This window comes from Phytohabitans sp. LZ39 (assembly GCF_059359075.1).
Genome location: NZ_JCADBM010000006.1, coordinates 182,108 through 203,014 on the forward strand (window position 1 = coordinate 182,108; position 20,907 = coordinate 203,014).

A 20,907-nucleotide genomic window follows, 5' to 3' on the forward strand; every position below is an offset into this window, starting at 1 on the left:
CGCGTGAGATGAAGGCTTCACGACTGGCGGTCGCCGGCGTGCTCGCCGCGGGCGCCATCCTGGCCGCCGCCGCTCCGGCCGCCGCTCGACCGGCCGCTCCGGCCGCGACTCTGCCGGGCTGCTCGATCCACCGGATCCAGACAGGTCCCTTCACCGAAGGCGCGGAGCTGCGGTGCCCCATCTCCAGGAGCTGGAAGGTGCGGGTGGTCATCCAGTGCCATGAGCTGCTGTCCGGTGCGGACTACACGACGTACGGGCCGTGGGTCACCATCCCTGGAGTCTCGTCGGCCTCGTGTACGCCCGGACGGTTTCTGACCGACTACCACGGAGAGGCCATCGCCTGAGGGCCAGCCAGAAAGGCCTGGGTTCAGATCGAACCCAGGCCTTTTGGACCCGCTACGCTCAGAACCTCTTGTAGAGGAACAGTTCGTACCTGAGCGGGTTGTAGTCCTCTTCGCAGTAGTAGGCGGCGTAGATCGGTGATCCGGGGTAGGCCAACGTCGCGCCGGTAAGGATGCAGCTTGTGGCGTCGGGATACCAGGACCAGTAGATCCAACCCTCGGCGAGGGCGCTCTTCGACGCCGCGGCGCCGGGTGCGCCGGCGCTGGCCGTGCCCGGCGAAGCCAACCCCATTAGTGGTACCGCCAGAAGCGTGGCGGCCAAAAGACGAGCCAAGCGGCTACGCATGATCGCTCCTTTCGAAGGTTAGAACAGCTGGAACCTGCTCCGCTCAAGGAGGGCGCCGGGCGGGCAGACCGCGCTGGAAACGCCACCGACGCCGACCCACGGACCGAAGATCGTCGTGCGGACCGGATCGATGGCTGGACCGGATACGCAGTCGATGACGATGCGCACGAACCCGGTGCCGGACGCGCACGAGACCCGGGCTCCCCTCGGCGGTTCGCCGAATGTCTGCATGGTGCAATTGCCCGGCGCGGCCTGTGCGGCGGTGGCGCCGCCCGTCAAACCGGCCGCGACGAGGGCGGTGCCCAGCAGCAGCCGAGCGAAAACCTTCATCCTGCCTCCACCTTGACTCATGGCCCGGAGACGACTCGGGCCCGCGATACTGTCCAGGACAGCATCGCGGGCCACATTCATCGAAACGGCATCGCCTCGGCATGCCGCATGACCGTTAGACGGCCGTGCGTGACCACTGCTGGTTGGTGCCGGTGTTGCAGGGATACTGCTTGAGGATCGCGCCGTCCGCGGTCGACGCGGCCGGTACGTCCACGCATTTGCCGCTGTGTCGTGCCCGGAGCTGGAAGTAGCTGCCGTTGGCGACCATCTGGAACTGCTGGTTGTTGCCGGTGCCGCAGGTGTACTGGACGAGTTCGGCGCCGTCGGCGGTCGAAGCGCTCACCACATCGAGGCACTTTCCGCTGTGCCGGCTGATGATGCGCCAGTAGCCGCTGCCGGCGTCCTGGAACTGCCACTGCTGCCACGCGCTGCCGCCGTACGTGTACTGGCCGACGCGCGCACCGTTGTCGGTGTTCGGCTGTTGGACGTCCATGGCCTTGCCGCTGTGGCGCACGTCGACCCGGTAGAAGGTTCCCGCCGGTGGCGGAGGTGTCGTGGGGTCGCTGCCGATGGTGTCGCCCCAGGCATACCGGATCCGGTCGGCGCCGGAGGTGTTGCGGATGGTCAGGTTGAGGTTGGTGCCGCTGCCGCTGAGGGCGAACATCGAGTACCAGTCGTACCCGATGGTGCCGGGCTTGCCGCCGAGGGCGGGCCAGTAGGTGCCGCCCATTTGGTTGTCCCGCATGACCTGGGCCATGGCGCGGATGTGGCGCACGAAGTTGTCGGTGCTGTTCGGGTCGGCGTAGTTGAGGCCGTTGTTCATCGGCGCGCCGAACTCGGTCGCGACCGCGCGGGAGGCGCAGTTTCCGAGGCGGGTCTGGATGTGGCTGCGGAAGGCGTCGTACGTCATCGCCCCGTAGAAGAAGGCGTAGTGGTGGAAGGACAGCAGCGTCGAGTTGAAGCGACTGTCGTTGCAGACGTCCCGCAGGTCCTGGCTGTAGCCGGTGCCGCCGATGAGCACCCGGCCGGGCACGGCCGAGTAGTGGTAGCTGAGCCAGTTGGCCGCGACGTTGCGCCACTCCGTCGAGCTGTAGCCGTGCGGCTCGTTCATCGGCTCGAAGTAGACGTTGGTGTTCGAGCCGTACGTGTTGGTCACGTTGGACCACATCGCGTTCCACGCGGCGAGGTTCGTGATCCTGCCGCCGGAGGCGGCGCCGTCCTCCCAATAGGCTAAGATGACCTTGAATCCGCGCGCGGTGGCCGCGTCGATGGCGCCGCGGTAGGCGTTCCACCATGCCGTCCCCACCGTGTGGGTGTTGATCGGCAATCGGACGGTATTGACGCCCATGATAGTCATGTCGTCATATAGGGCATTGGCCTTGGCCTGCACCGTCGCATTGCTGTCGGACGAGCTCAGCCCATGCAGCACGAGCGGTCCGGTGCTGAAGTTGTCTCCCAGTACCGCCCAGTTCATGCCGCGGAACTGGCGGGTGGCGGCAGTGGCCGGCGACGAGATGACGACGACGCTGCCCAGCGCCGCCAGCGCGGTCACCAAGGCGATCGACAACCGCTGCAACCACCGAGTGCTCCGCGATGGTCCTGATACCTGACCATCGGACGACGCTATTTGTCTCATGTATTACATCGGTAACGCAAACAACAACTGGACGCCACAATTCGAACCGACACGTTCAGGAACATTCAAGGTCGAACATGGGTCCGGCCTGCGCCGGCTTCGCCCCGGCGGCCAGAGTGAAGTCGAAGTGAATGCGGTTGGCCTTGACCGTGTACCACCCGTCGGTCATGGTCGTGCGGTGCGCCCGCGTTCCGCCTCCGGATCCGGCCCGCTGCACTACCCCGGCTTCCGTTGGCTCACCCTCGGGCAGGCGGTAAACCTGTTGGGCAACGGGATCGCGCCCATCGCGTTGGCGTTCGCCGTACTGGATATCACGGGCTCGCTGGTCGCGCTCGGGCTGGTCGTGGGCGCGGCCTCGGTGGCCAACGTGGCATTTCTGCTCCTCGGCGGGCTCCTGGCGGACAGGTTGCGGCGCGACCTCGTCCTCACCGGCTCGGCACTGCTCGGCATGGCGAGCCAGGCGGTGGCGGCGATCCTGGTGCTGGGCGGGGACGCCTCGGTACCCGTGCTCGCGTTCCTGTCCGCGTGCGGCGGGGCCTTCGCCGCGTTCGCCCGGCCCGCCTTTCTGGCCCTGGCACCGCAGACCGTGCCGGCCGCGCTGCGGCGCCGGGCGAACTCGATAAGCGGCATCAACACGAACACGGCGATGGTCGTCGGTGCCTCCGTGGGCGGCCTGCTCGTGGCCGCTGTCGGACCGGGGTGGGGATTGGCCGTGGATGCCGCGACCTTCGGCCTGGCGGCCTTGTGCTTCCGGTCCGTCCGGTGGGAGGGCACCGCGACCCGGGCGGCGACACCGCTCCTGGTGGACCTGCGCGAAGGGTGGTCGGAGTTCGCCCGGCGGTCCTGGATCTGGATGACCGTCGTCTGCTTCTGTTTCGTCAACGCGGCGTACTCCGGTGCGACAAGGGTGCTGGGGCCCGCACAGGCGGACCAGACGTTCGGCCGCGCGGCGTGGGGTCTCGTCCTCGCCGCGTACACCGTCGGCCTCGTGCTCGGTGGGCTTGTCGCGCTGTGGCTGCGGCCGCGACGACCGCTCCTGATCGGGGTGGTGTGCGTCCTGCCGATGGCGCTGCCGCCGCTGGCCCTCGCCGCGCGGCCGGCGGTGCAGCTCATGCTGGCGGCCATGCTCCTCAGTGGACTCGGGGTGGCGCAGTTCAGCGTCGCCTGGGCCACGTCGCTGCAACAGGAGGTCCCGGCCGAGGTCCTCGGCCGGGTTTACTCCTACGACCTGTTGGGCTCGTACGTCGCCATCCCCGCCGGCCAACTCGCGATCGGGCCGGTCGCGGACCGGATCGGTCGCGGGGAGACGCTGGCGATGTGTGGCCTCGTCATCGTCGCCGGCGTCGGCGGCATGTTGTCGACCCGCGGCGTCCGGCGGCTGCGGACCCGGCCGCAGGATCACAAGTCCCTAGTAGAGGCGGTTTGACCGTGCCCGGACACCACCATGCTCCGCTCTCCTTCGCCCAGCAGCGCCTGTGGTTTCTGGACCAGCTGACACCCGGCAGCGCCGAGTACGTGGTGCCGTTCGGGTTCCGGGTGAGCGGCGGCCTGGACATCGGGGCGCTGGAATCGGCGTTCACCGGCCTGGTCGAGCGCCACGAACTGCTCCGCACCCGGTTCGTCGCCGGCGAGGACGGCCTGCCCAGACAGGTTGTCGGCGCGCCCTGGCCGGTGACCGTGACCGTGACGGACCTCGACGAGCGGGCCGCCGGCGCGCTCGTTGACGTCGAGGCGCACACACCCTTCGACCTTGCCAGCGGCCGCTTGCTGCGGGTGACGGTGATCCGGCTCGCGCCCGGTGAACACATCCTGCTGCTGTGCGTCCACCACATCGCCGTCGACGAGTGGTCGCTGCGGACGCTCGTGCGCGACCTGAGCGAGCTCTACACCGCCGCCGCACAGGACCGGGTCGCGGACCTGCCGCGCCTGCCGGTCCAGTACGCCGACTTCGCGGTGTGGCAGCGCGCTTCGCCGGACGACGAGGTCCAGCGGCGGCAGCGCGGCTACTGGCGCGAACAGCTGAGCGGCCTCGAACCGATCGACCTGCCCACCGACCGTCCCCGCCCGGCCGTCCGATCTGGACAGGGTGCGACCTGGCGGTTCGCGGTGCCGGCCGGTGTCGCCGCACAGCTGCGAGGCATCGCCCAGCGTGCGCGCGTCACGATGTTCATGCTGGTGATGGCCGCGTTTCAGCTGTTCCTGAGCAGGTACAGCGGCCGGGACGACATCGCTGTGGGAGTGCCGACCGCCGGGCGTGACCGGCCCGAGGTGGAAGACCTCGTCGGCTTCTTCGTCAACACGCTCGTCATGCGCACCGACCTGTCCGGCGACCCGACGTTTCTGGAGCTGCTGCGGCGGGTCAGGGAAACGGCCCTGGACGCCTACGACAACCAGGACCTTCCATTCGAGCGGCTGATCGAAGACCTGGCGCCCGACCGCGCGCTGTCACACCATGCGCTGTTCCAGGTCTTCTTCGTCCTCCGCGACACGATGGACGACGAGGGCTGGAAGATACCGGGACTCGCGATCGAGCGGTTCCACGTTCCCGACCGCACGGCCAAGTTCGACCTGACGCTGCTGGCGGTGCCGAGCGCGACCGGGCTGGACTGCCAGCTCGAATACAGCATCGACCTGTTCGACCAGGCCACCATCGCGCGGATGGCCGGCCACCTCACGACCCTGCTGTCCGGGATCGCCGCCGACCCGGAGCGGCGGGTGAGCGCGCTGGAGCTTCTTCCCGCGGACGAACGCGGCCGGCTCCTCGTCGAATGGAACGACACGGGTCTCGATGTGCCGCTCGGCGGCATCCCCGACCTTTTCGCGGCACACGTCGCGGCGACACCTGACGCGGTCGCGCTCGTCGACGGCGATCAGACCCTGACCTACCGGCAGCTCGACGCCCGAGCCAACCAACTGGCCCACCACCTACGCGCACACGGAGTCGGGCCGGAGGTCCTCGTCGCGGTCGGCCTGCCCCGCGGCGCGGACATGATCATGGCAGCGCTGGCGGTGCTGAAGGCCGGCGGTGGCTACGTCCCACTCGACCCCGACCATCCGGCCGACCGGCTCGCCTTCATGCTCCGTGACTGCGCGGCGCCCATCCTGCTCACGTACCGGCGCACCGGCCTACGAAACACGGGCGGGCAGACGGTGTTTCTCGACGCCGACCCGCACGGGTTCGCCGCCGGTCCCGACACGGACCCGCACCGGGTCACCACGCCGCGCGACACCGCCTTCGTCATCTACACCTCCGGATCGACCGGCAGACCCAAGGGCGTGGTGGTCGAGGTCGGCGCCGTCACGAACTTCCTCGCCGCGGCACGACAGATCCTCCGCGCCGCACCGACCGATCGGGTCCTCTTCGCCACCGCGTTCAGCTTCGACGTCGCGACAATCGAGATCTTCGTGCCGCTGACGGTCGGCGCGCGGATCGTCGTCGCCGACCACGACACGGTGCGTTCGCCCACCGATCTCGCCAACCTGATCGTCGACCACAAGGTGAGCCTTGTCTGCGCCACGCCGTCGCAGTGGCGGCAGCTCGTGGCGGCCCTGCCGTTTCGGATCGACAACCTCAAGGCGGTGACCGCGGGGGAGGCGTTGACGGCCGACCTGGCCCGAAGGCTCGTCGACGTGGCCGGCTATGTCGTCAACGGCTACGGCCCGACCGAGACGACGGTGCTTTCCGCGTACCACGTGGTCGGCCCGACGCACCCGACCGCCATCGGGCGGCCCATCGCCAACACCCGGACGTTCGTCGTGGACCGCGCGGGAAACCCGGTGCCGGTCGGGGTGAGCGGCGAGCTGTGGATCGGCGGCGACGGCGTCGCCCGTGGCTACCTCGACCGGCCGGAGCTGACCGCGGAACGGTTCGTCCCCAGCCCGTTCCCCGAGTACCCGGGCGAACGCTTGTACCGCACGGGCGACCTCGTCCGCTGGCTGCCCGACGGTCACCTCGAATACCTCGGTCGCGCTGACCGGCAGGTCAAGGTCCGTGGGGTCCGCATCGAACCCGGCGAGGTCGAGACGGTCCTCCTCGGCCACGACAGCGTCGTCTCCTGCGCGGTCGTGGCACACGGCGACCGTCTCGCCGCGTACTGCGTGCTCGCCGCGCCGGCGACCGTCCACGACCTCCGTGCTTGGTGCGCCCGGACACTCCCCGAGCACATGGTGCCCAACGCGTTCGTCTTCCTGGACGCTCTTCCGCTCAACCCGAATGGGAAGGTGGACTGGGCCGCGCTGCCCGCACCGGACAGCTCCAGACCCGAGCTGAGTACCGAGTTCGCCGCCGCGCGCACCGACGTGGAGGAGGCGGTCGCGCGCATCTGGGCACAGGTCCTGGGGCTGGCACAGGTGGGGATCCACGACAACTTCTTCGCCCTGGGCGGGCATTCCCTGCTCGCGATCCGGGCCGTCGCAGGTATCACCAAGCAGTTGGGCGCGGCGGTGACCGTCCGGGACGTGTTCGCCACCCCCACAGTGGCCGGACTCGCCGCCAAGGTCGAAGCGTGGACCGGCGAAGCCGCGCCCGCGATGACCGCGCGATCGGCCAAGGACCTGCCGCTCTCCTTCGGCCAGCGACGACTGTGGTTTCTGGACCAGCTGACCCCGCACAGCGCCGACTACGTGGTCTGCGTCGGCCTCCGGGTGACCGGCGACCTGCGAGTCACGGCGCTCGAGTCCGCGTTCTCCGCCCTCGTCAGCCGTCACGAGGTACTCCGCACGCGGTTTGTGGCCGGTCCGGCGCTGGAGCCCCGGCAGGTCGTCGAGGAGCCCTGGCCGGTCGCGGCGACCATTGTGGACCTCACCGCCGTCGCCGGCGGCGCGAACCGGGAACGGGCGGCCGACGAGGCGATCGGCGCGGAGGCACACCGGCCGTTCGACCTCGCGGCGGGACACCTGCTGCGGGTGAGCGTCGTGCACCTGGCTCAGGACGAGCACCTTGTTCTGGTATGCATGCACCACATCGTCACCGACGCGTGGTCGCTCGGCGTACTCGCACGTGAGCTCCGGGAGCTCTACGCCGCGGCGGTGGAGGACAGAAGTGCCGACCTGCCCGCGTTGCCGGTGCAGTACGGCGACTTCACGATGTGGCAACGCGAGTGGCTGCCGGTCGTCTCGGCGAAGCAGCTGAGCTTCTGGCGCTCCGCGCTCGACGGACTGCGACCGCTCGACCTGCCCACCGACCGTCCCCGCCCGGCCGCCCGCTCCGGGCGTGGCGCCGCGTACCTGTTCACCGTCCCGGACGGCATCGTCTCCGGGTTGCGGGACATCGCCCGCGGCCAGGACGCGTCGCTGTTCATGGTGGTCCTGGCCGCCTTCCAACTGCTGCTGTCCCACTGGTGCCGGCAGGACGACGTGGCGGTCGGTGTCGTATCCGCCGGCCGGAGCAGGCCCGAGGTGCAACACCTGATCGGACTGTTCGTCGACACCGTCGTCATCCGCTGCGATCTGGCCGGAGACCCGGCGTTTCCGGAGATCCTGCGAAGGGTCAAGGCGGCGACTCTCGACGCCTTCGACAACCAACACCTTCCCTTCGAACGGGTGGTGGAGCACCTCGCGCCGGAACGCGACCTGTCGCGGCAGCCGCTGTTTCAGGTCCTCTTCAGCATGCACACCGCTACCGGCGAAGGCTGGACACTGCCGGGTCTCGCCGTCGAACAGTTCCACGTGCCCAGCCACACCGCGAAGTTCGACCTGTCAGTCGTGCTCACCGAGCGGGACGGCGGCGACCTCGCCGGACATCTGACCTACTCTACGGACCTGTTCGACGAAGGCACCATCGACCGGCTCGTCGCCCGGTTCGGGACGCTGCTCGCGGCCGTGGTCGCCGATCCGCGACGTCAGGTCACCGCGGTCGAGGTCGTCCCGGCGGCCGAGCGGTCTCAGCTGGAGCGGTGGAGCGGGACCGCGGCGGGGCACGCGGACGACAAGTGTCTACACCAGCTCGTCGAGGAGCAGGCACGGGTACGGCCCGGCGCGGTCGCCGTCGTGTCCGGCACGGAGCGGCTGACGTACGCACAGCTGAACGCCGCGGCGAACCGACTGGCTCATCACCTCCGCGCGCGCGGGGTCGGGCCCGACATACCCGTCGGCGTACACCTCCACAGAGGACTCGACATGGTCGTGGCGCTTCTGGGTGTGTTGAAGGCCGGCGGTGCCTACCTGCCGCTGGACCCGAGCTATCCGGCGGAGCGGCTGGCGTTCATGCTCCGGGACAGCGCGGCCGAGCTGGTGGTGACCCGCGACGACCTCGCCGGCCGGCTGCCCGACCATGCCGGCCAGATGGTCCTGCTCGACACCGACGCCGCGGCGCTCGACACGTGCCCGGCGACCGATCCGCCACCCGGTGCGGGCCCGGACCACCTGGCGTACGTCATCTACACCTCGGGTTCGACCGGCGTCCCGAAGGGTGTGCTCACACCACACCGCGCGGTGGTCAACTTCCTGCGGTACATCCACGGGTTGGCGGACGTCACTCCGTCCGATGTGGTCGGTCAGGCCGCCACGTTCAGCTTCGACATTTCCGTCTTCGAATGCTGGGGCGCGTTGACGGCCGGGGCCACGATGGTCGTCATCCCCACCGAGGTACTCGTCGACCCCGACCGGCTGAGGGCGGCCTTCGACGCGTACGGCGTGACCGTCATGCGGATCGGTGCCGTGCTGCTCAACAGCCACCTGTCGGCGCGGCCACGCCTGCTCGCCGGTTTGAAGACGGTGTGCTACGGCGGCGAGGCCGTCCCGCGTGCCGTGGTCGACGGGATCCTGGCCACGCCGCACGCACCCGGCCAGCTGATCCACTGGTACGGGCCCACCGAGACCACCGTCATCTCCACCTGCCACGTCGTCGGCTCGGCGGGAACGGGTGCCGTCATGCCCATCGGGCGCCCGATCGCCGACACTCAGCTGTACATTGTGGACGTCCGTGGACAGTTGGCGCCCATCGGCACCCCGGGGGAGCTGTGGATCGGCGGGGCCGGTGTGGCTCGGGGCTACCTCGGCCGTCCGGAGCTGACCGCCGAGCGGTTCGTCCCGAACCCTTTCTCCACGGTGCCGGGCGCACGCGTCTACCGCACCGGCGATCTGGTCCGCTGGCTCCCCGACGGCACCCTCGAGTTCGTCGGCCGCACCGACCACCAGGTCAAGGTCCGCGGCCACCGGGTCGAGCCGGCCGAGGTCGAGGCGGCGTTGACCGCCCACCCCGCGGTGAGACAGGCGGTCGTGACCGCCCGAGACGACAGCCTGGTGGCCTACCTCGTCGCCGACGACGAGCATCGCAGAAGCGAGGGGGAGCGGGCCCTGCTGGAGGAGTGGCGGTCCAAATGGGACTCCGCCTACCGATCGCCCGGCGCCGGCGCGGGATACGCGATCTGGACCAGCTCCGCCACCGGAGAACCCATACCCGAGGCCGAGATGCGGGAATGGCATCACTCGACCGCGGAGCGGATCCTGGCGCTGCGCCCGAAGCGGGTGCTGGAGATCGGCGTCGGCACGGGACTGATCCTGTCGTCGGTGGCGCCGTTGTGCGAGTCGTACACCGGCACCGACATCTCCCCGGCCGCGATCGAGACGCTGCGCACCGGGCTCGGCGAAGACCTCGTCGACCGGGTCGATCTCCGGGTGCGGCCGGCGGACGTCCTCGACGACATTCCACCGCGCTCCTTCGACGTCGTCATCCTGAACTCCGTCGTGCAGTACTTCCCGAGCCTCGACTACCTCCTTCAGGTGCTACGCGGAGCGCTGGCGTGCCTTAGCCCGGGCGGTGCGGTCTTCGTCGGCGACGTGCGCAACCTCCGCCTGCTCCGCTGCATGCGTACGGCTGTGGAGCTGCGACGGCACGGCACCGCGCGCGAGGTGACGGCGGGGGTCGACGCCGCGCTGCGCCTGGAGACCGAGCTGCTCCTCGATCCGGACTTCTTCGCGGCCCTGCCAGAGCATCTCGACGGTGTCGCGGCGTGCGAGGTCCGGGTCAAGGCGGGCGGCTACGACAACGAGCTGAGCCGCTACCGGTACGACGTGGTGATACGTACGTCGGCCGCCGGCGATCCGGCAGTGCCCCAGATCCGGTGGAGTCCACAGGACACTGTGGACAGCGTCGAAGCACGCCTGCGCACCGAAACGCGGGGCCTCCAGCTGCTGTCCGTGCCCAACCGGAGGGTAATCGCCGACCACCGCGCGATGTGCGTGGTCGACAGTGGAGGCGACATCGCCGAGGCCTTGCGGGTGTCGCGCGGCCGGCCGGACGCCCCGGCGCTGGAAGAGTTTCAGCGACTGGCCGACCGCACCGGACACGACATGGCGGCGACCTGGTCGGCGAACGCCGACGACGGTGCGCTCGACATCCTTTTCAGCAAAGCTTCGACCGCCCAGGCGGCCCTCTACCGCACGGACCCGCCGAGCCTGGACCTCGCCCGGTACGCCAACTCCCCGGCCCGGTCGAGCGGCGACGGCGACCTGTTGCTGTCCGTACGCCGGCACGTGGCCGGACGCCTTCCGGACTTCATGGTCCCGTCGTCGATGATGCTGCTGGCCGAGCTCCCACTGACACCCAACGGCAAAGTGGACCGCCGCGCGCTGCCCGAGCCGGAACATCAGGCGGTGCGGGCCGGCCGCGAACCCCGGACGGCAACAGAAGAGCTGCTGTGCGAGGTCTTCGCCGAGATACTCGGCCTGCCCACGATCTCCATCGACAGCGACTTCTTCGAGTCCGGCGGCCACTCGCTGCTCGCCACCCGGATCGCGGCCCGCGTGCGGTCGCGGCTCGGCGTCCCGCTGAGCATCAGGACGCTGTTCGAAGCGCCCACCGTCGCCCTGCTCGCCGAAAGCCTCGACCACAGCGGCACCACCGCCCGGTCAATGCGACCACGCAGGGACCGCCAGCCCTAGCAACGAGGCCCGCGTCAGCCACAGCAGCGCTGGGGGTGCTCCCGCGACGCGGGCGGACGTCAGGCGGCCGGGACGGGTCGGCCTCCGCCGGCGTTCGGGGAGCTTGCCGGCAGGGCCATCACCGCGGGGGCGGTGTCCCGTCCCGACCGCTACCGAAACAGCGCCCCCGGCACCGCCGGCGTTACTCGCTGCTTTGCGCTCGTAGCGGCGTTGAGCTGACCAAGGACGCGACCGTCCGAGGACGGAGCGTGACTTTAGCCCCCGTAGATGGCGAGGACCTCTGGCACACTCCTGCCGAAATTTTGGCTCCAATGCCCGTGTGTGAGGCTCCAGCGTTGTGAGCTTCTGCCGCCGTCGAACTGAATCACCCACTCCGCACCTACTGAGTAGAGCCGGTTGACGGCCGCCGCGAGGGTTACCGGCTCTGACATCTGGATATAGATTCTTCCTGTGGTGAAGTTGTAACCCACCAGGGTGCGTCCTTTGTTCTCGTTGGCGTCACTGGGAGCGTCCCATGGGATGAACCCCATCGTCGCCTCGTAGAACCCGTTGAACTCGTTGAAGATGTCGGACAGGGTGTATGCGCCCCGATCTGGGCATTCGCATTGGTTGCCGAAGTCTCCGAAGGCGACCTGTTGGAAAGCGGCGTTGGGATCTCCGAGTCGAATCATGCGCTTGCGGAAACCCCATGCGGCGTCACCGTGGTGGTCATACGCGTACCCTGGAGTTTGCACTACGTCGAAATTCTTTTCGGGGAGTGACAGTCGCGATGTCGAGCCGCCGTCGTCGACCAGGAATCCCGCGTTCACCAGGCCGAAGAGCTTGGATGAAGGCGGCACTGCCGGTCCTCCTCCGGCACGGATGTAGTCGGCCCATTCCCCGGCATACCTCTTGTGAAACCTGCTCTCAGAGCCGGTTTGGCAGCATTGCCTCTGGGACACGACGCGGAGCTTCGCACCGAGCGATCTATCGACGAGCCACAGCTCATGGGCACCGGAATAGCAGTGCGCGACGCCGAGCACCCTGGAGAAGGTGCCCCAGTCGAAGGGACACGCCGTGTTCCCGCCTTCGGGTGGGTCAGTCGGGCCGGCGTTTGCCGAAGGCGCGCCAGGTAGTAGCAGCGCGGTCGCAGTGGCGATGGTCGCCACACCGGCGGCAAGGGCACGTCGCAGAATTGTGCGCATGTTGGTCCTCCCGACCACGTTGACGAATGATCCGCGATCGACGCGGTCAGTAGGACGGTGTGCCGCCTCGGTAGACGGCACCGTTGCTCAGTTCGCAGTGGCTCCACGCGTACGACGTCACGTCGGCGTCGTAGAGCATGTTCGTGGTGCCGACGTAGAAGTTGGGGTTGCGCGACCGCTGCTCCACGCCGGCGTAGAGAACCTCGTTGTCGGAGTTGCGGTGGACCTTCACGTAGCAGTTTTCCGTGTAGAGATCACCGACCGTGGCGCGGACGCTCCCCGCGACGGTTCGGCAGGTAGGGCTGTAGTACAGGTCGACCGCGATGCCTGGACCGATGGGCGTCGTACGCGCGATCCGCCAGTTGGCGCACTCGGCGACCGGGAGGTTGTCGCAATTGGAGGAGTCGCCGATGTGGCCACTGTGCCAACCGCATGTGACGGCGGCTTGGCTCGGTGCGGCAAGGCCGAGTCCCCCGGCGATCGCGATCACGGCGCATGCCAGGATGCTAGCGATTCTTCGCATGAAGTGTCCTCAGCTACCGGGGAAGGGCGGGCAGTGGACGCGACTGCCGCGGTTGGTCAAGTAGTAGTCGGACACCCAACCTCGGTAATTGTCGTAGGCGACGTAGCTCCATGTGGAAACGCCATTGATGTTCTGACCCGAGTCGTAGCACCAGAGATCCACTGTCGCGGCAGCCGGTATCGAGGTGAGCCATCCACAGCCCGTGCCTGGGCCTTTCCGCATGTTCACGTTGTTGGTCCAGGTGCCGACGGTGTCGGTGCCCGAGTCCAGGTTCTCCACGACGTGGTTGCTGCACGAGTACGCCGCCTGTGCGGCGGTGGACGGGATAACCGTGACCGCGCCGACCACGGCGGCCGCGAGACCTAGCTGAGCCCCCGTCAGGCGAATCCGCTGAGATGCGCTTCGCATTTGTTCTCTCCTTGCGTGCCTCTTTGGTTGTTGGATCAGTGCGCATCCGATTGTCGGGTTCGCCGGGTCGCCGGAACAGGACATTCGTCTGTCGCCGAATGTCGGCCGACAAGATCAGAACCGGCGCCGCCGCGTCGACACGGAGAGTGAGGCGCCAGCCAGTGCGCCATCCTGAGCACGTCCATCCAGACGCCCACATGGCCAAGTGCGGATACACTTCGGATCGATCGGTGACGTCCGTCCTTCGAGGCCTGGGGCATGCTGCGTATCCACTTCACGCCACAGGATGTGGCGCGGGTTCGCATGGTGGTGTTGGGACCCTTGGCCGAGACCCAGCTGAGCATGCGCACGCTGCACAATCCGATGGCCAGGGTGGAGTTCACGGGTTGGCGGGAAAGAGTTGCCCCGCGAGTGCCGGGGCAGGTTCGCGCGCTCGCGCGCTTCCTTGCCCCTACGACTTGCGGTCCCATCGACCTTTTCACCCCGGTCGGACCGGTGGCCGACGTCGACCACGGGCTGGACCGGCTGCTTGGCGCGCCCGAGCTGCGCGAAGAACTGGCGGTGCCGTGCCACCGCAGCCACCCGCGGCCGGCGTGGCTGACGCCGACTCTGGATCGAGGCGACCGTGACCACCTCGCTGCGGTGCTCCGCGCGGGTCACCAGGTGGCGATCAAACCGTTCTGGCGAGAGCTGGAATCCGCGCTGGAGATCGAGCGGACCCGATGTGCGCGGCTGCTCCTGGAGGGTGGCGTCGACATGTTGATGGCCGGTCTCCATCCATCGATCCGATGGCGGGACGGCGTTCTGGAGCTTACCGAGTATCGGCCGCATGTCGATTCGGCCATCCACCTATCCGGTCGCGGTGTGATTCTCGCGCCGTCGTTCTTCTGCCAGCCCGGGCCGATGGTATTCACTTCGTGCGCCGACGCCGGCGACTCCCCGACACTGATTTATCCCATCGATCGGGACCTCCGGAGAGTCGCGAGAATCTGGGCGCCGACTGGCCAAGGCGGCCAAAGGGCTCTGCGAGCGCTGCTGGGCCGCGCCAGAGCGACGGTACTGGAGGTGATCGCGTCGGGCTCGGTCACCACCACGGAAATCGCCCGTCGGGCGGGAATCTCGCCTTCCAGCGCCAGCGAGCATGCCACGGTCCTCCGCGACGCCGGCCTCGTCGCCAGCCGCCGAGACCAAAACCGAGTCCTACATACGATCACGTCGGCTGGAGCCGCCATCCTGAACGGCACAAGCAAGTCTGTGGCCGCAGACCCGCAGAGGCGTTGAGGGCGGCCTGATGACTTCTGCCTCCGCCACCCTCGTCTGCTACCGCCGAATCGGGAAGGTCCAACTAAGACGCTCTCTTAGTGGACGGCGAGGAGCTTGCGCCAGGTGAGCCTGCCGACTCTGCCGTCGTCGTCGAGCGAGTGCCGCCGCTGGAAGCCCTTGACCGCCTTCAGCGTGTCGTTGCCGAACAGGCCGTCCTCGTCGAGGCGGCGGCCGCCCAGCTCCGGGTGCTTGTTGCGGACAGCGCAGTTCAGCCGTGCCTGTACCCAGCGGACGTTGTCGCTGCGGCGGCTCTCGTCCTTCACCAGATCCCGGCCGGGGAACGGCCGGTCGGGCCGCCCGATCGCGCTGATCGGTGCCACGGCGACCCCGCCACCCAGGCCCTTGCGGAAGCCGATGTCCCCGTCGTCGAACCGTCTCAACCACGTCGCGGTGCTGAACAGCCGCTTGATCGGCTTGCCCCGCGCCGCGCAGATGATGCCCGAGACGTAGCCCGAGCAGTCCCCGCCCCTGTTTCTCGACGGGACTCCGCCCAGCACGTAACGCTGGCCCACGCAGGCGTCCGCGTACCGCTTGGCCTCCGCCGCGGCGGCATCGGACAGCACGAGGTGGAACGTGTGCCGGAACAGCCGGTGCGTCGCACCCCGCGCGGCCGACCCGCGCAGGCACCCCTTGCCACCCCGCGACTCGTAGTTGACGCCGCCGAGCGTGCAGGCGATGTGCCCGAACCTGTGGTCGAGCTCGTCGGCCGTGCTCATGCCGACCTGAAGCAGCTTGGTCATCTCAGCTCACATCCTCGGGCGCGGTCGACACCTGCTCGCCGGCTCCCCGGCCGCGGTTGGCAGTCTCGATCTCCTGGACCTGGGCGGCGATGTCCGCGACCTCCTCGCCGGACAACCTCTCGCCCTCCGACGCCCGCGCCTCCGGCGTCACGCCCTCTTCCACGTCGACGTCCTCGAACGGCGTCACGTCGGCATCCGCCGCTGGCGGCTGCCCGCCCGTCTGCGCGTCACCCGGAACGGCGGCGGCCGGATCTTCTGGTTCACCCATCGCTTGCATCTCCTCGCTCATCGATGCCTGCGGCGTGGACGCGACCCCGGCTCCGGCGGATCACGCCGACACAGCCCAGGACCACTGCTGCGACCCAGTATCGGCCCGTCCGAGCCGGACGAATGTCGGCCACCCACCCACGCGACTGTCCACATGACGACACCGGGTCGCCCGAGGCAAAGCACTACAACGGCAGGTCTGAACTGGTCGGCGGGGCGGGTTGGCTGAAGGCGCCACCTTGCGGGCGGCCTAGGATGTGGGGTATGACCGCGCCGACCGGGCAGCCGGTGGAGGAGTTTCTCGCCGCCGTGCCGAGTGAGAGCCGGCGGGCCGACGCCGGTCAGCTCATCGCGCTCATGCGCGAGATCACCGGCGAGGAGCCGGTGATGTGGGGGCCGAGCATCGTCGGCTTCGGCCGGTATCACTACCGGTACGACAGCGGCCGTGAGGGTGACAGCGCGTTGGCCGGGTTCTCGCCACGCAAGCAGCACCTCGTGGTCTACCTCGTCGGCGGGTTCGAGGATCGGCACGCCTCGACGCTCGCGCGGCTCGGGCCACACAAGACCGGCAAGGGCTGCCTCTACCTGAAGAGCCTCGACGGCGTCGACCTGGGCGTGTTGCGCGAGCTGGTCGACCGCTCGGTGCGGGTGCACAAAGGTGTCGACCGCGCGAGTTCCTGACCGGGCGGCGGGCCGCGACTTCATCCCCGCGGGGTGAGGCGCTCCTGTCCGAGGGTTGCGACGATCGTTGCAGCCCATCGGAAGGAGCACCATGAGTGAGCCGATCGTGCTGATCCACGGGCTCTGGATGACCGCCCGCAGCTGGGATCGCTGGGTGGAGTACTACCGGGCGAAGGGGCACGAGGTCATCGCGCCGACGTACCCGGGATTCGAGATCGAGGTCGAGGCGCTGCGGGAAAAGCCCGACGTCATCGCCGAGGCGTCCGTCGCCGCGACGGTCGACCACCTCAGCGAGGTGATCGAGAGCCTGGACCGTCCGCCGATCATCATGGGCCACTCCTTCGGCGGCACCTTCACCCAGATCCTGGTGAACCGGGGGCTTGGCGCCGCCGCGGTGGTCATCGACTCGGCGCCGCCCGAGGGTGTGCGGGTCAACCCGCCGTCGCAGATCAAATCCCTGTTTCCGGTCCTCAAGAACCCGGCCAACCGCCACCGCGCGGTGGGTTTCACCAAGGAGCAGTTCCACTACGCCTTCGCGAACACGGTCAGCCGGGAGGAGTCCGACGCGGCGTACGACCTCCTCCACATCCCGGCGCCCGGCAGCTGGGTGTGGGCCTACGGTCTGATAGCCAACTGGAAGCCGGGCCACCAGGAGACCTGGGTCGACTACGACCTGGACGACCGTGCCCCGCTGCTGTTCATCATCGGGGGCAAGGACCACCTGATGCCGCCGTCGGTGATCCGGTCGAACGCGAAGAAGTACCGCAACTCCACGGCGACAACCGACACCCACGAGTTTCCGGACCGCTCACACTTCACCGGTGTCGAGCCTGGCTGGGAGCAGGTGGCCGACTACGCGCTCGATTGGGCGACTCGCCACGTGCGAGCCGCCTGACCGGTCGGGCAGGCCAGCCGCGCCTGGGGGTGAACCCGTCACCCCCAGGCGGTTCGCTAGCGGAACGCGCGGGGATTCACCTGTACGAGCTGCCCGGCGTGCGGTATGCCGAGGAACGCGGCGATGCTCCACGACGTGGCGTAGAGGCGTCCACCGATGTACTCCAGGCCGGTCGGCATCGTGACCTGGGCGTGAGTGATCCTGCCACGCTCGATCCTGGTGATCCGGCCCACTGTGGACGGATCGAATCCGGGCGGCGGCTCACCCGGCGGGGCTCCATGGAGCACCTCGGAGGCGTAGACGGTGCCGGTCGGCGCCACCGCGATGCCGGTCAGCGACGTGAATCCGTGCCAGACCTTGAGCACCTTGCCGGTCCGGCCGTCGAGCTTCCAGATGGCCGCGGCACCGGGTTGTTCCGCGCCCAGCGTCGATACGTACACGTATTTGCCATGCACCGCGACGCCGGTCGGTACCGAGTCGCAGCCGATCGTGCCGGGGTTGGCCTGCGCGCCGGGCGCGAGGCATTCCGGTGTCTTGGCGTTCGGCGGGACGAAGTAGGTGGAGATCTTGCCGGTGCGCGGATCCACCCGCAGGACGTCGTTGGCTCCACCGTCGGCGATCAGCAGACCCCATCGGGTGTACGTCATGCTGAACGGGTTGGACAGGGCGTCGTAGGGCTGACCTGACGGATCGAACTGGACCTGTCCATCCGGGTTGTGCTTCAGCTCGTAGGCCATCAGGTCGGCCAGGACGCGGACACCCGTTCCATCCTTGTTGGCCACCAGCAGCGACGCCGGCGGGTACCCGGTCGGTGGCGGAGGACCTTCCGGACCCCCGCCGCCCAACACGACGAAGATCTTGTTGGCGTACGTCGCCACGCCTGACGGGCTCGGCAGTCCCGAAATGACGGTGCGCTGCGCGCCTGTCTTGAGGTTGACCGCCGTGATCTCGCCGGTGTCCGACTCGGCGACGACCGCACGCGTGGACGACACGATGTCCAAGCCGTACGGTCCGTCCAGTCCACTCGTGATGGTCTTGACCGGCGGTCCAGGACGCCCGGTCGACGCGGCCGCCGGGGACGCCGCCAGCACGCTCAGCGCGCTCGCGCCGATCGCGGCGAACGCTCTCAGCGCATAGGAACTTTTCATCCTCTCCCTTTCCCTGGGGGTAGGGGCTCGGCGGGCGATGGATAGGTGAGTCGCCGCCATTCAGCGCGGCAGCGTGTCCGTCGCGCTCCAGTGCGTAGTGTGCGTCGTGCCGCGGATCCCACGAGCCGATACCGCTGAACACGTTTGTCGGATAGCCGACCACCGCGCGCGCCTGAAGGGGTAGGTGAAGTCAGCGAAGGTTTTGTTCGGTGGTGGGCGGTGTAGATCGCCGGTGGCGGCGTACCACGAGCACGATGGTGACCAGGACCGCGGCGAGTGTGGCTTGGAGCCCTAGCCAGGCCGCTTGCCAGCCGGTCCGGATGGGGCGTATTGGCGGGTTCGCGCCGGGTCGGACGGCTCCGCTGGCGATGCTTTCGTCCGCGATGTCGAGGGATCCGACGTCGCCCTTCGGTGTCAAGAGCGTGCGGGTGCGGCCGTCGGGACTCAGCGCCAGCACGGCGTTCCTGACGACGGCGAAGTATTGGTTCGGGTAGCCCCACGCGTCGTTGTTCGGGTCAGCCTTGGCCGGGTCCCAGTCGGATGACATGCGGGAGCCCGGGTAGTTCACGACGACGATCGCGTCGCCGGATGGCCACCAGCCCAGCAGGCGTACCGCGCCCACGTTGGTGATCTGCGGGAAGGTAAGGCCGCGCTGTTCCGCACCGGACATGGGGTCCAGGACCCGCAGGCTCCACCGGCTGGTGAACCCGCGCCGGCCCGGATCGTCCGCGCAGCAGGCCGCCCGGCTGACCACGACAAGGCCGTTGCCGTCGGGGGTGTAGGCGCCCTTGCCGGCCAGCTGGCTGTCGTGCCGCAGCGTGAATCCGCCGAGTCTGGTTGCCTGCCGGTCGAACACCGTCACCTGGTCACCCACCTGTACCGCCAGGCGGGAGCCGTCCGGGGTGAACGCCACCATGTGCCCCGGCATGGTGCCTACCGCCTTCGCGCTGACGTCGACAAGGCGGGCGAACCGTCCCGTCTCCAGGTCGAGCAGGCCGGCGGTCGCCGCGTCGGCGATGAAGGCGCCCCCCTCCTGGTGCCCGGTTTGCCGGATCACCGCGAGGGTGTCGCCGTCCGGTGCCCAGCCGAGCGGCCGGTACTGAGTGGTCGAGTCGGTACCGGGCAGGTCGTCCGAGCGGCCGGTCACCAGGTCGTACAGCGCCGACCATACGACGAACCGGGTGCCGTCCGGCGACAGCATGGCGTCCAAACCGGCCGGAGCATCGCCGTCGTAGTCCCATGTCCGGTACGTGTTGTCGGTGGCGCCGACCGCCACCATCGTCGTTTCTGGAAACGCCAGGCTCGGCGGCGGGCTTGTCTTCCCCGACAGCAGCAGCGCCGCCGGGCCCGCGGGCGCCTGCTTCGCGGTGGCCGTCCAGGCGTGGGCCATGCTCACCCGGTCGGGCAGCGACGCCGGCTTGGCGACGGCGCCCGGCGCGGGCGGGTCGCCCGTTTCGGTAAGCAGGACCGGCGTCGCTATCACCAATGCCGCGACGGCCGCCAAGGCCGAGGTGATGCGCAAGCGCCGGTTTCTGCGCAGGCGCCGGCCTCGGGCCAGCGCCGCCTCGTACACGTCGAAGGGGGGCACCGTGCTGCCGGCGTCGCTCAGGGCCTGCCGGAGGCGTTCACTCACCGCGTCACATCCTTGCTCAGCGTCGGCGCGTCATCGTCCACCAGCTGAGGGGCGATGGCGCGCAGCCGTTGGAGGGCGTCGTGCTTGGCCCGCTTGACGGTGCCGACGGTCACCTGGAGTACATCGGCCACCTGCGTTTCGGTCAGGTCCTCGTAGAACCGGAGCACGATGACGGCGCGTTGCCGCGGCGGCAGCTGCGCCAGTGCGCGCAACACGGTTATCCGCAGCGCCGTATCCGCCGTGGTGTCCACTCCCGACCAGTGCGGCGGCTCCTCGGCGAGGGCCTCGTCGACCCGCTTGCGCCGCCAGCGCGACACCTGCTCGTTGTAGAGCACCCGGCGTACGTACGCGTCCGGGTCGCCGTCGCGGACGCGCGGCCAGTGTGCGGCGGTCTTGGCCAGCGCCGACTGCACCAGATCCTCCGCCAGGTGGTAGTCGCCGGTCAGCAGGAACGCCGCGCGCGACAGCGCCCCCGACCGGCTCACCACGAACTCCCGGAAACCCGCGTAGCGGTCCACCGCACCTCCGTCGTGATCGTCACCCATATTCAAACGCGAGATACCACACGG

17 protein-coding genes are annotated in these 20,907 nt (G+C 68.9%); 6 read left to right on the top strand and 11 right to left on the bottom strand.

The features are described from left to right. Positions 1 to 8 precede the first annotated feature (8 nt). Complete coding sequence (locus AC5L36_RS14520) at positions 9 to 344, top strand: hypothetical protein (RefSeq protein ID WP_441218936.1); 336 nt, start codon at positions 9 to 11, stop codon at positions 342 to 344. A gap of 58 nt (positions 345 to 402) precedes the next feature. Here AC5L36_RS14520 and AC5L36_RS14525 read toward each other — a convergent pair whose 3' ends face one another. The 3 genes from AC5L36_RS14525 to AC5L36_RS14535 all read right to left on the bottom strand — a co-directional run bounded on the left by AC5L36_RS14525 (position 403) and on the right by AC5L36_RS14535 (position 2,584). After that, complete coding sequence (locus AC5L36_RS14525) at positions 403 to 687, bottom strand: hypothetical protein (protein ID WP_441218937.1); 285 nt, start codon at positions 685 to 687, stop codon at positions 403 to 405. Between the two features lie 18 nt (positions 688 to 705). Further along, positions 706 to 1,017 carry a hypothetical protein gene (locus tag AC5L36_RS14530; protein WP_441218938.1) on the bottom strand — a complete coding sequence of 104 codons (312 nt, stop codon included), beginning with the start codon at positions 1,015 to 1,017 and terminating at the stop codon, positions 706 to 708. A gap of 115 nt (positions 1,018 to 1,132) precedes the next feature. Next, positions 1,133 to 2,584 carry an RICIN domain-containing protein gene (locus AC5L36_RS14535; protein WP_441218940.1) on the bottom strand — a complete coding sequence of 484 codons (1,452 nt, stop codon included), beginning with the start codon at positions 2,582 to 2,584 and terminating at the stop codon, positions 1,133 to 1,135. A gap of 247 nt (positions 2,585 to 2,831) precedes the next feature. Between AC5L36_RS14535 and AC5L36_RS14540 the strand changes: the two genes are divergently transcribed. Together AC5L36_RS14540 and AC5L36_RS14545 are read left to right on the top strand one after the other, a co-directional pair. After that, complete coding sequence (locus tag AC5L36_RS14540) at positions 2,832 to 4,079, top strand: MFS transporter (protein WP_441218942.1); 1,248 nt, start codon at positions 2,832 to 2,834, stop codon at positions 4,077 to 4,079. Between the two features lie 2 nt (positions 4,080 to 4,081). After that, the gene (locus AC5L36_RS14545; RefSeq protein WP_441219287.1) at positions 4,082 to 11,536 is read left to right on the top strand and encodes a non-ribosomal peptide synthetase; all 7,455 of its coding nucleotides are present in this window, start codon (positions 4,082 to 4,084) and stop codon (positions 11,534 to 11,536) included. Positions 11,537 to 11,790: 254 nt separating this feature from the next. Here the strand turns inward: AC5L36_RS14545 and AC5L36_RS14550 are convergent, their stop codons facing one another. From AC5L36_RS14550 to AC5L36_RS14560, 3 genes are read right to left on the bottom strand one after another with little or no spacing between them, the layout of a single operon-like run. Then, entirely contained in the window at positions 11,791 to 12,720 is a 930-nt protein-coding gene (locus AC5L36_RS14550) for a hypothetical protein (RefSeq protein ID WP_441218944.1), read from the bottom strand. 46 nt (positions 12,721 to 12,766) lie between these two features. Then, entirely contained in the window at positions 12,767 to 13,243 is a 477-nt protein-coding gene (locus AC5L36_RS14555) for a hypothetical protein (protein ID WP_441218946.1), read from the bottom strand. Positions 13,244 to 13,252: 9 nt separating this feature from the next. Beyond that, positions 13,253 to 13,651: an SH3 domain-containing protein gene (locus AC5L36_RS14560; RefSeq protein WP_441218948.1), complete on the bottom strand. Its 399-nt coding sequence runs from the start codon at positions 13,649 to 13,651 to the stop codon at positions 13,253 to 13,255. A gap of 258 nt (positions 13,652 to 13,909) precedes the next feature. Between AC5L36_RS14560 and AC5L36_RS14565 the strand changes: the two genes are divergently transcribed. Beyond that, positions 13,910 to 14,932 (top strand): ArsR/SmtB family transcription factor, encoded by a 1,023-nt coding sequence (locus tag AC5L36_RS14565; protein ID WP_441218950.1) that lies wholly within the window; start codon positions 13,910 to 13,912, stop codon positions 14,930 to 14,932. A gap of 77 nt (positions 14,933 to 15,009) precedes the next feature. Here AC5L36_RS14565 and AC5L36_RS14570 read toward each other — a convergent pair whose 3' ends face one another. Together AC5L36_RS14570 and AC5L36_RS14575 are read right to left on the bottom strand one after the other, a co-directional pair. After that, complete coding sequence (locus AC5L36_RS14570; protein WP_441218952.1) at positions 15,010 to 15,714, bottom strand: peptidoglycan-binding domain-containing protein; 705 nt, start codon at positions 15,712 to 15,714, stop codon at positions 15,010 to 15,012. A 1-nt stretch (position 15,715) separates the two neighbouring features. Beyond that, on the bottom strand, positions 15,716 to 16,003 hold the full coding sequence (locus AC5L36_RS14575; protein WP_441218954.1) for a hypothetical protein: 288 nt from the start codon (positions 16,001 to 16,003) through the stop codon (positions 15,716 to 15,718). 242 nt (positions 16,004 to 16,245) lie between these two features. On the opposite strand from AC5L36_RS14575, the gene AC5L36_RS14580 reads away from it, so the two are divergent. Next, on the top strand, positions 16,246 to 16,662 hold the full coding sequence (locus tag AC5L36_RS14580) for a DUF1801 domain-containing protein (RefSeq protein ID WP_441218956.1): 417 nt from the start codon (positions 16,246 to 16,248) through the stop codon (positions 16,660 to 16,662). Positions 16,663 to 16,753: 91 nt separating this feature from the next. Continuing rightward, positions 16,754 to 17,557, top strand: a complete 804-nt coding sequence (locus AC5L36_RS14585) for an alpha/beta hydrolase (RefSeq protein ID WP_441218958.1) — start codon at positions 16,754 to 16,756, stop codon at positions 17,555 to 17,557. Positions 17,558 to 17,613: 56 nt separating this feature from the next. On the opposite strand, the gene AC5L36_RS14590 is transcribed toward AC5L36_RS14585, so the two are convergent. The 3 genes from AC5L36_RS14590 to AC5L36_RS14600 form a co-directional block, all read right to left on the bottom strand. Beyond that, positions 17,614 to 18,705 carry a ScyD/ScyE family protein gene (locus tag AC5L36_RS14590; RefSeq protein WP_441218960.1) on the bottom strand — a complete coding sequence of 364 codons (1,092 nt, stop codon included), beginning with the start codon at positions 18,703 to 18,705 and terminating at the stop codon, positions 17,614 to 17,616. Positions 18,706 to 18,895: 190 nt separating this feature from the next. Next, a complete protein-coding gene (locus AC5L36_RS14595) occupies positions 18,896 to 20,338 on the bottom strand; it encodes a WD40 repeat domain-containing protein (protein WP_441218962.1) in 1,443 nt (480 codons plus the stop codon). After that, positions 20,335 to 20,883 carry a SigE family RNA polymerase sigma factor gene (locus tag AC5L36_RS14600; RefSeq protein ID WP_441218964.1) on the bottom strand — a complete coding sequence of 183 codons (549 nt, stop codon included), beginning with the start codon at positions 20,881 to 20,883 and terminating at the stop codon, positions 20,335 to 20,337. The genes AC5L36_RS14595 and AC5L36_RS14600 overlap by 4 nt, the downstream gene beginning before the upstream one ends. Between the last annotated feature and the right edge of the window lie 24 nt (positions 20,884 to 20,907).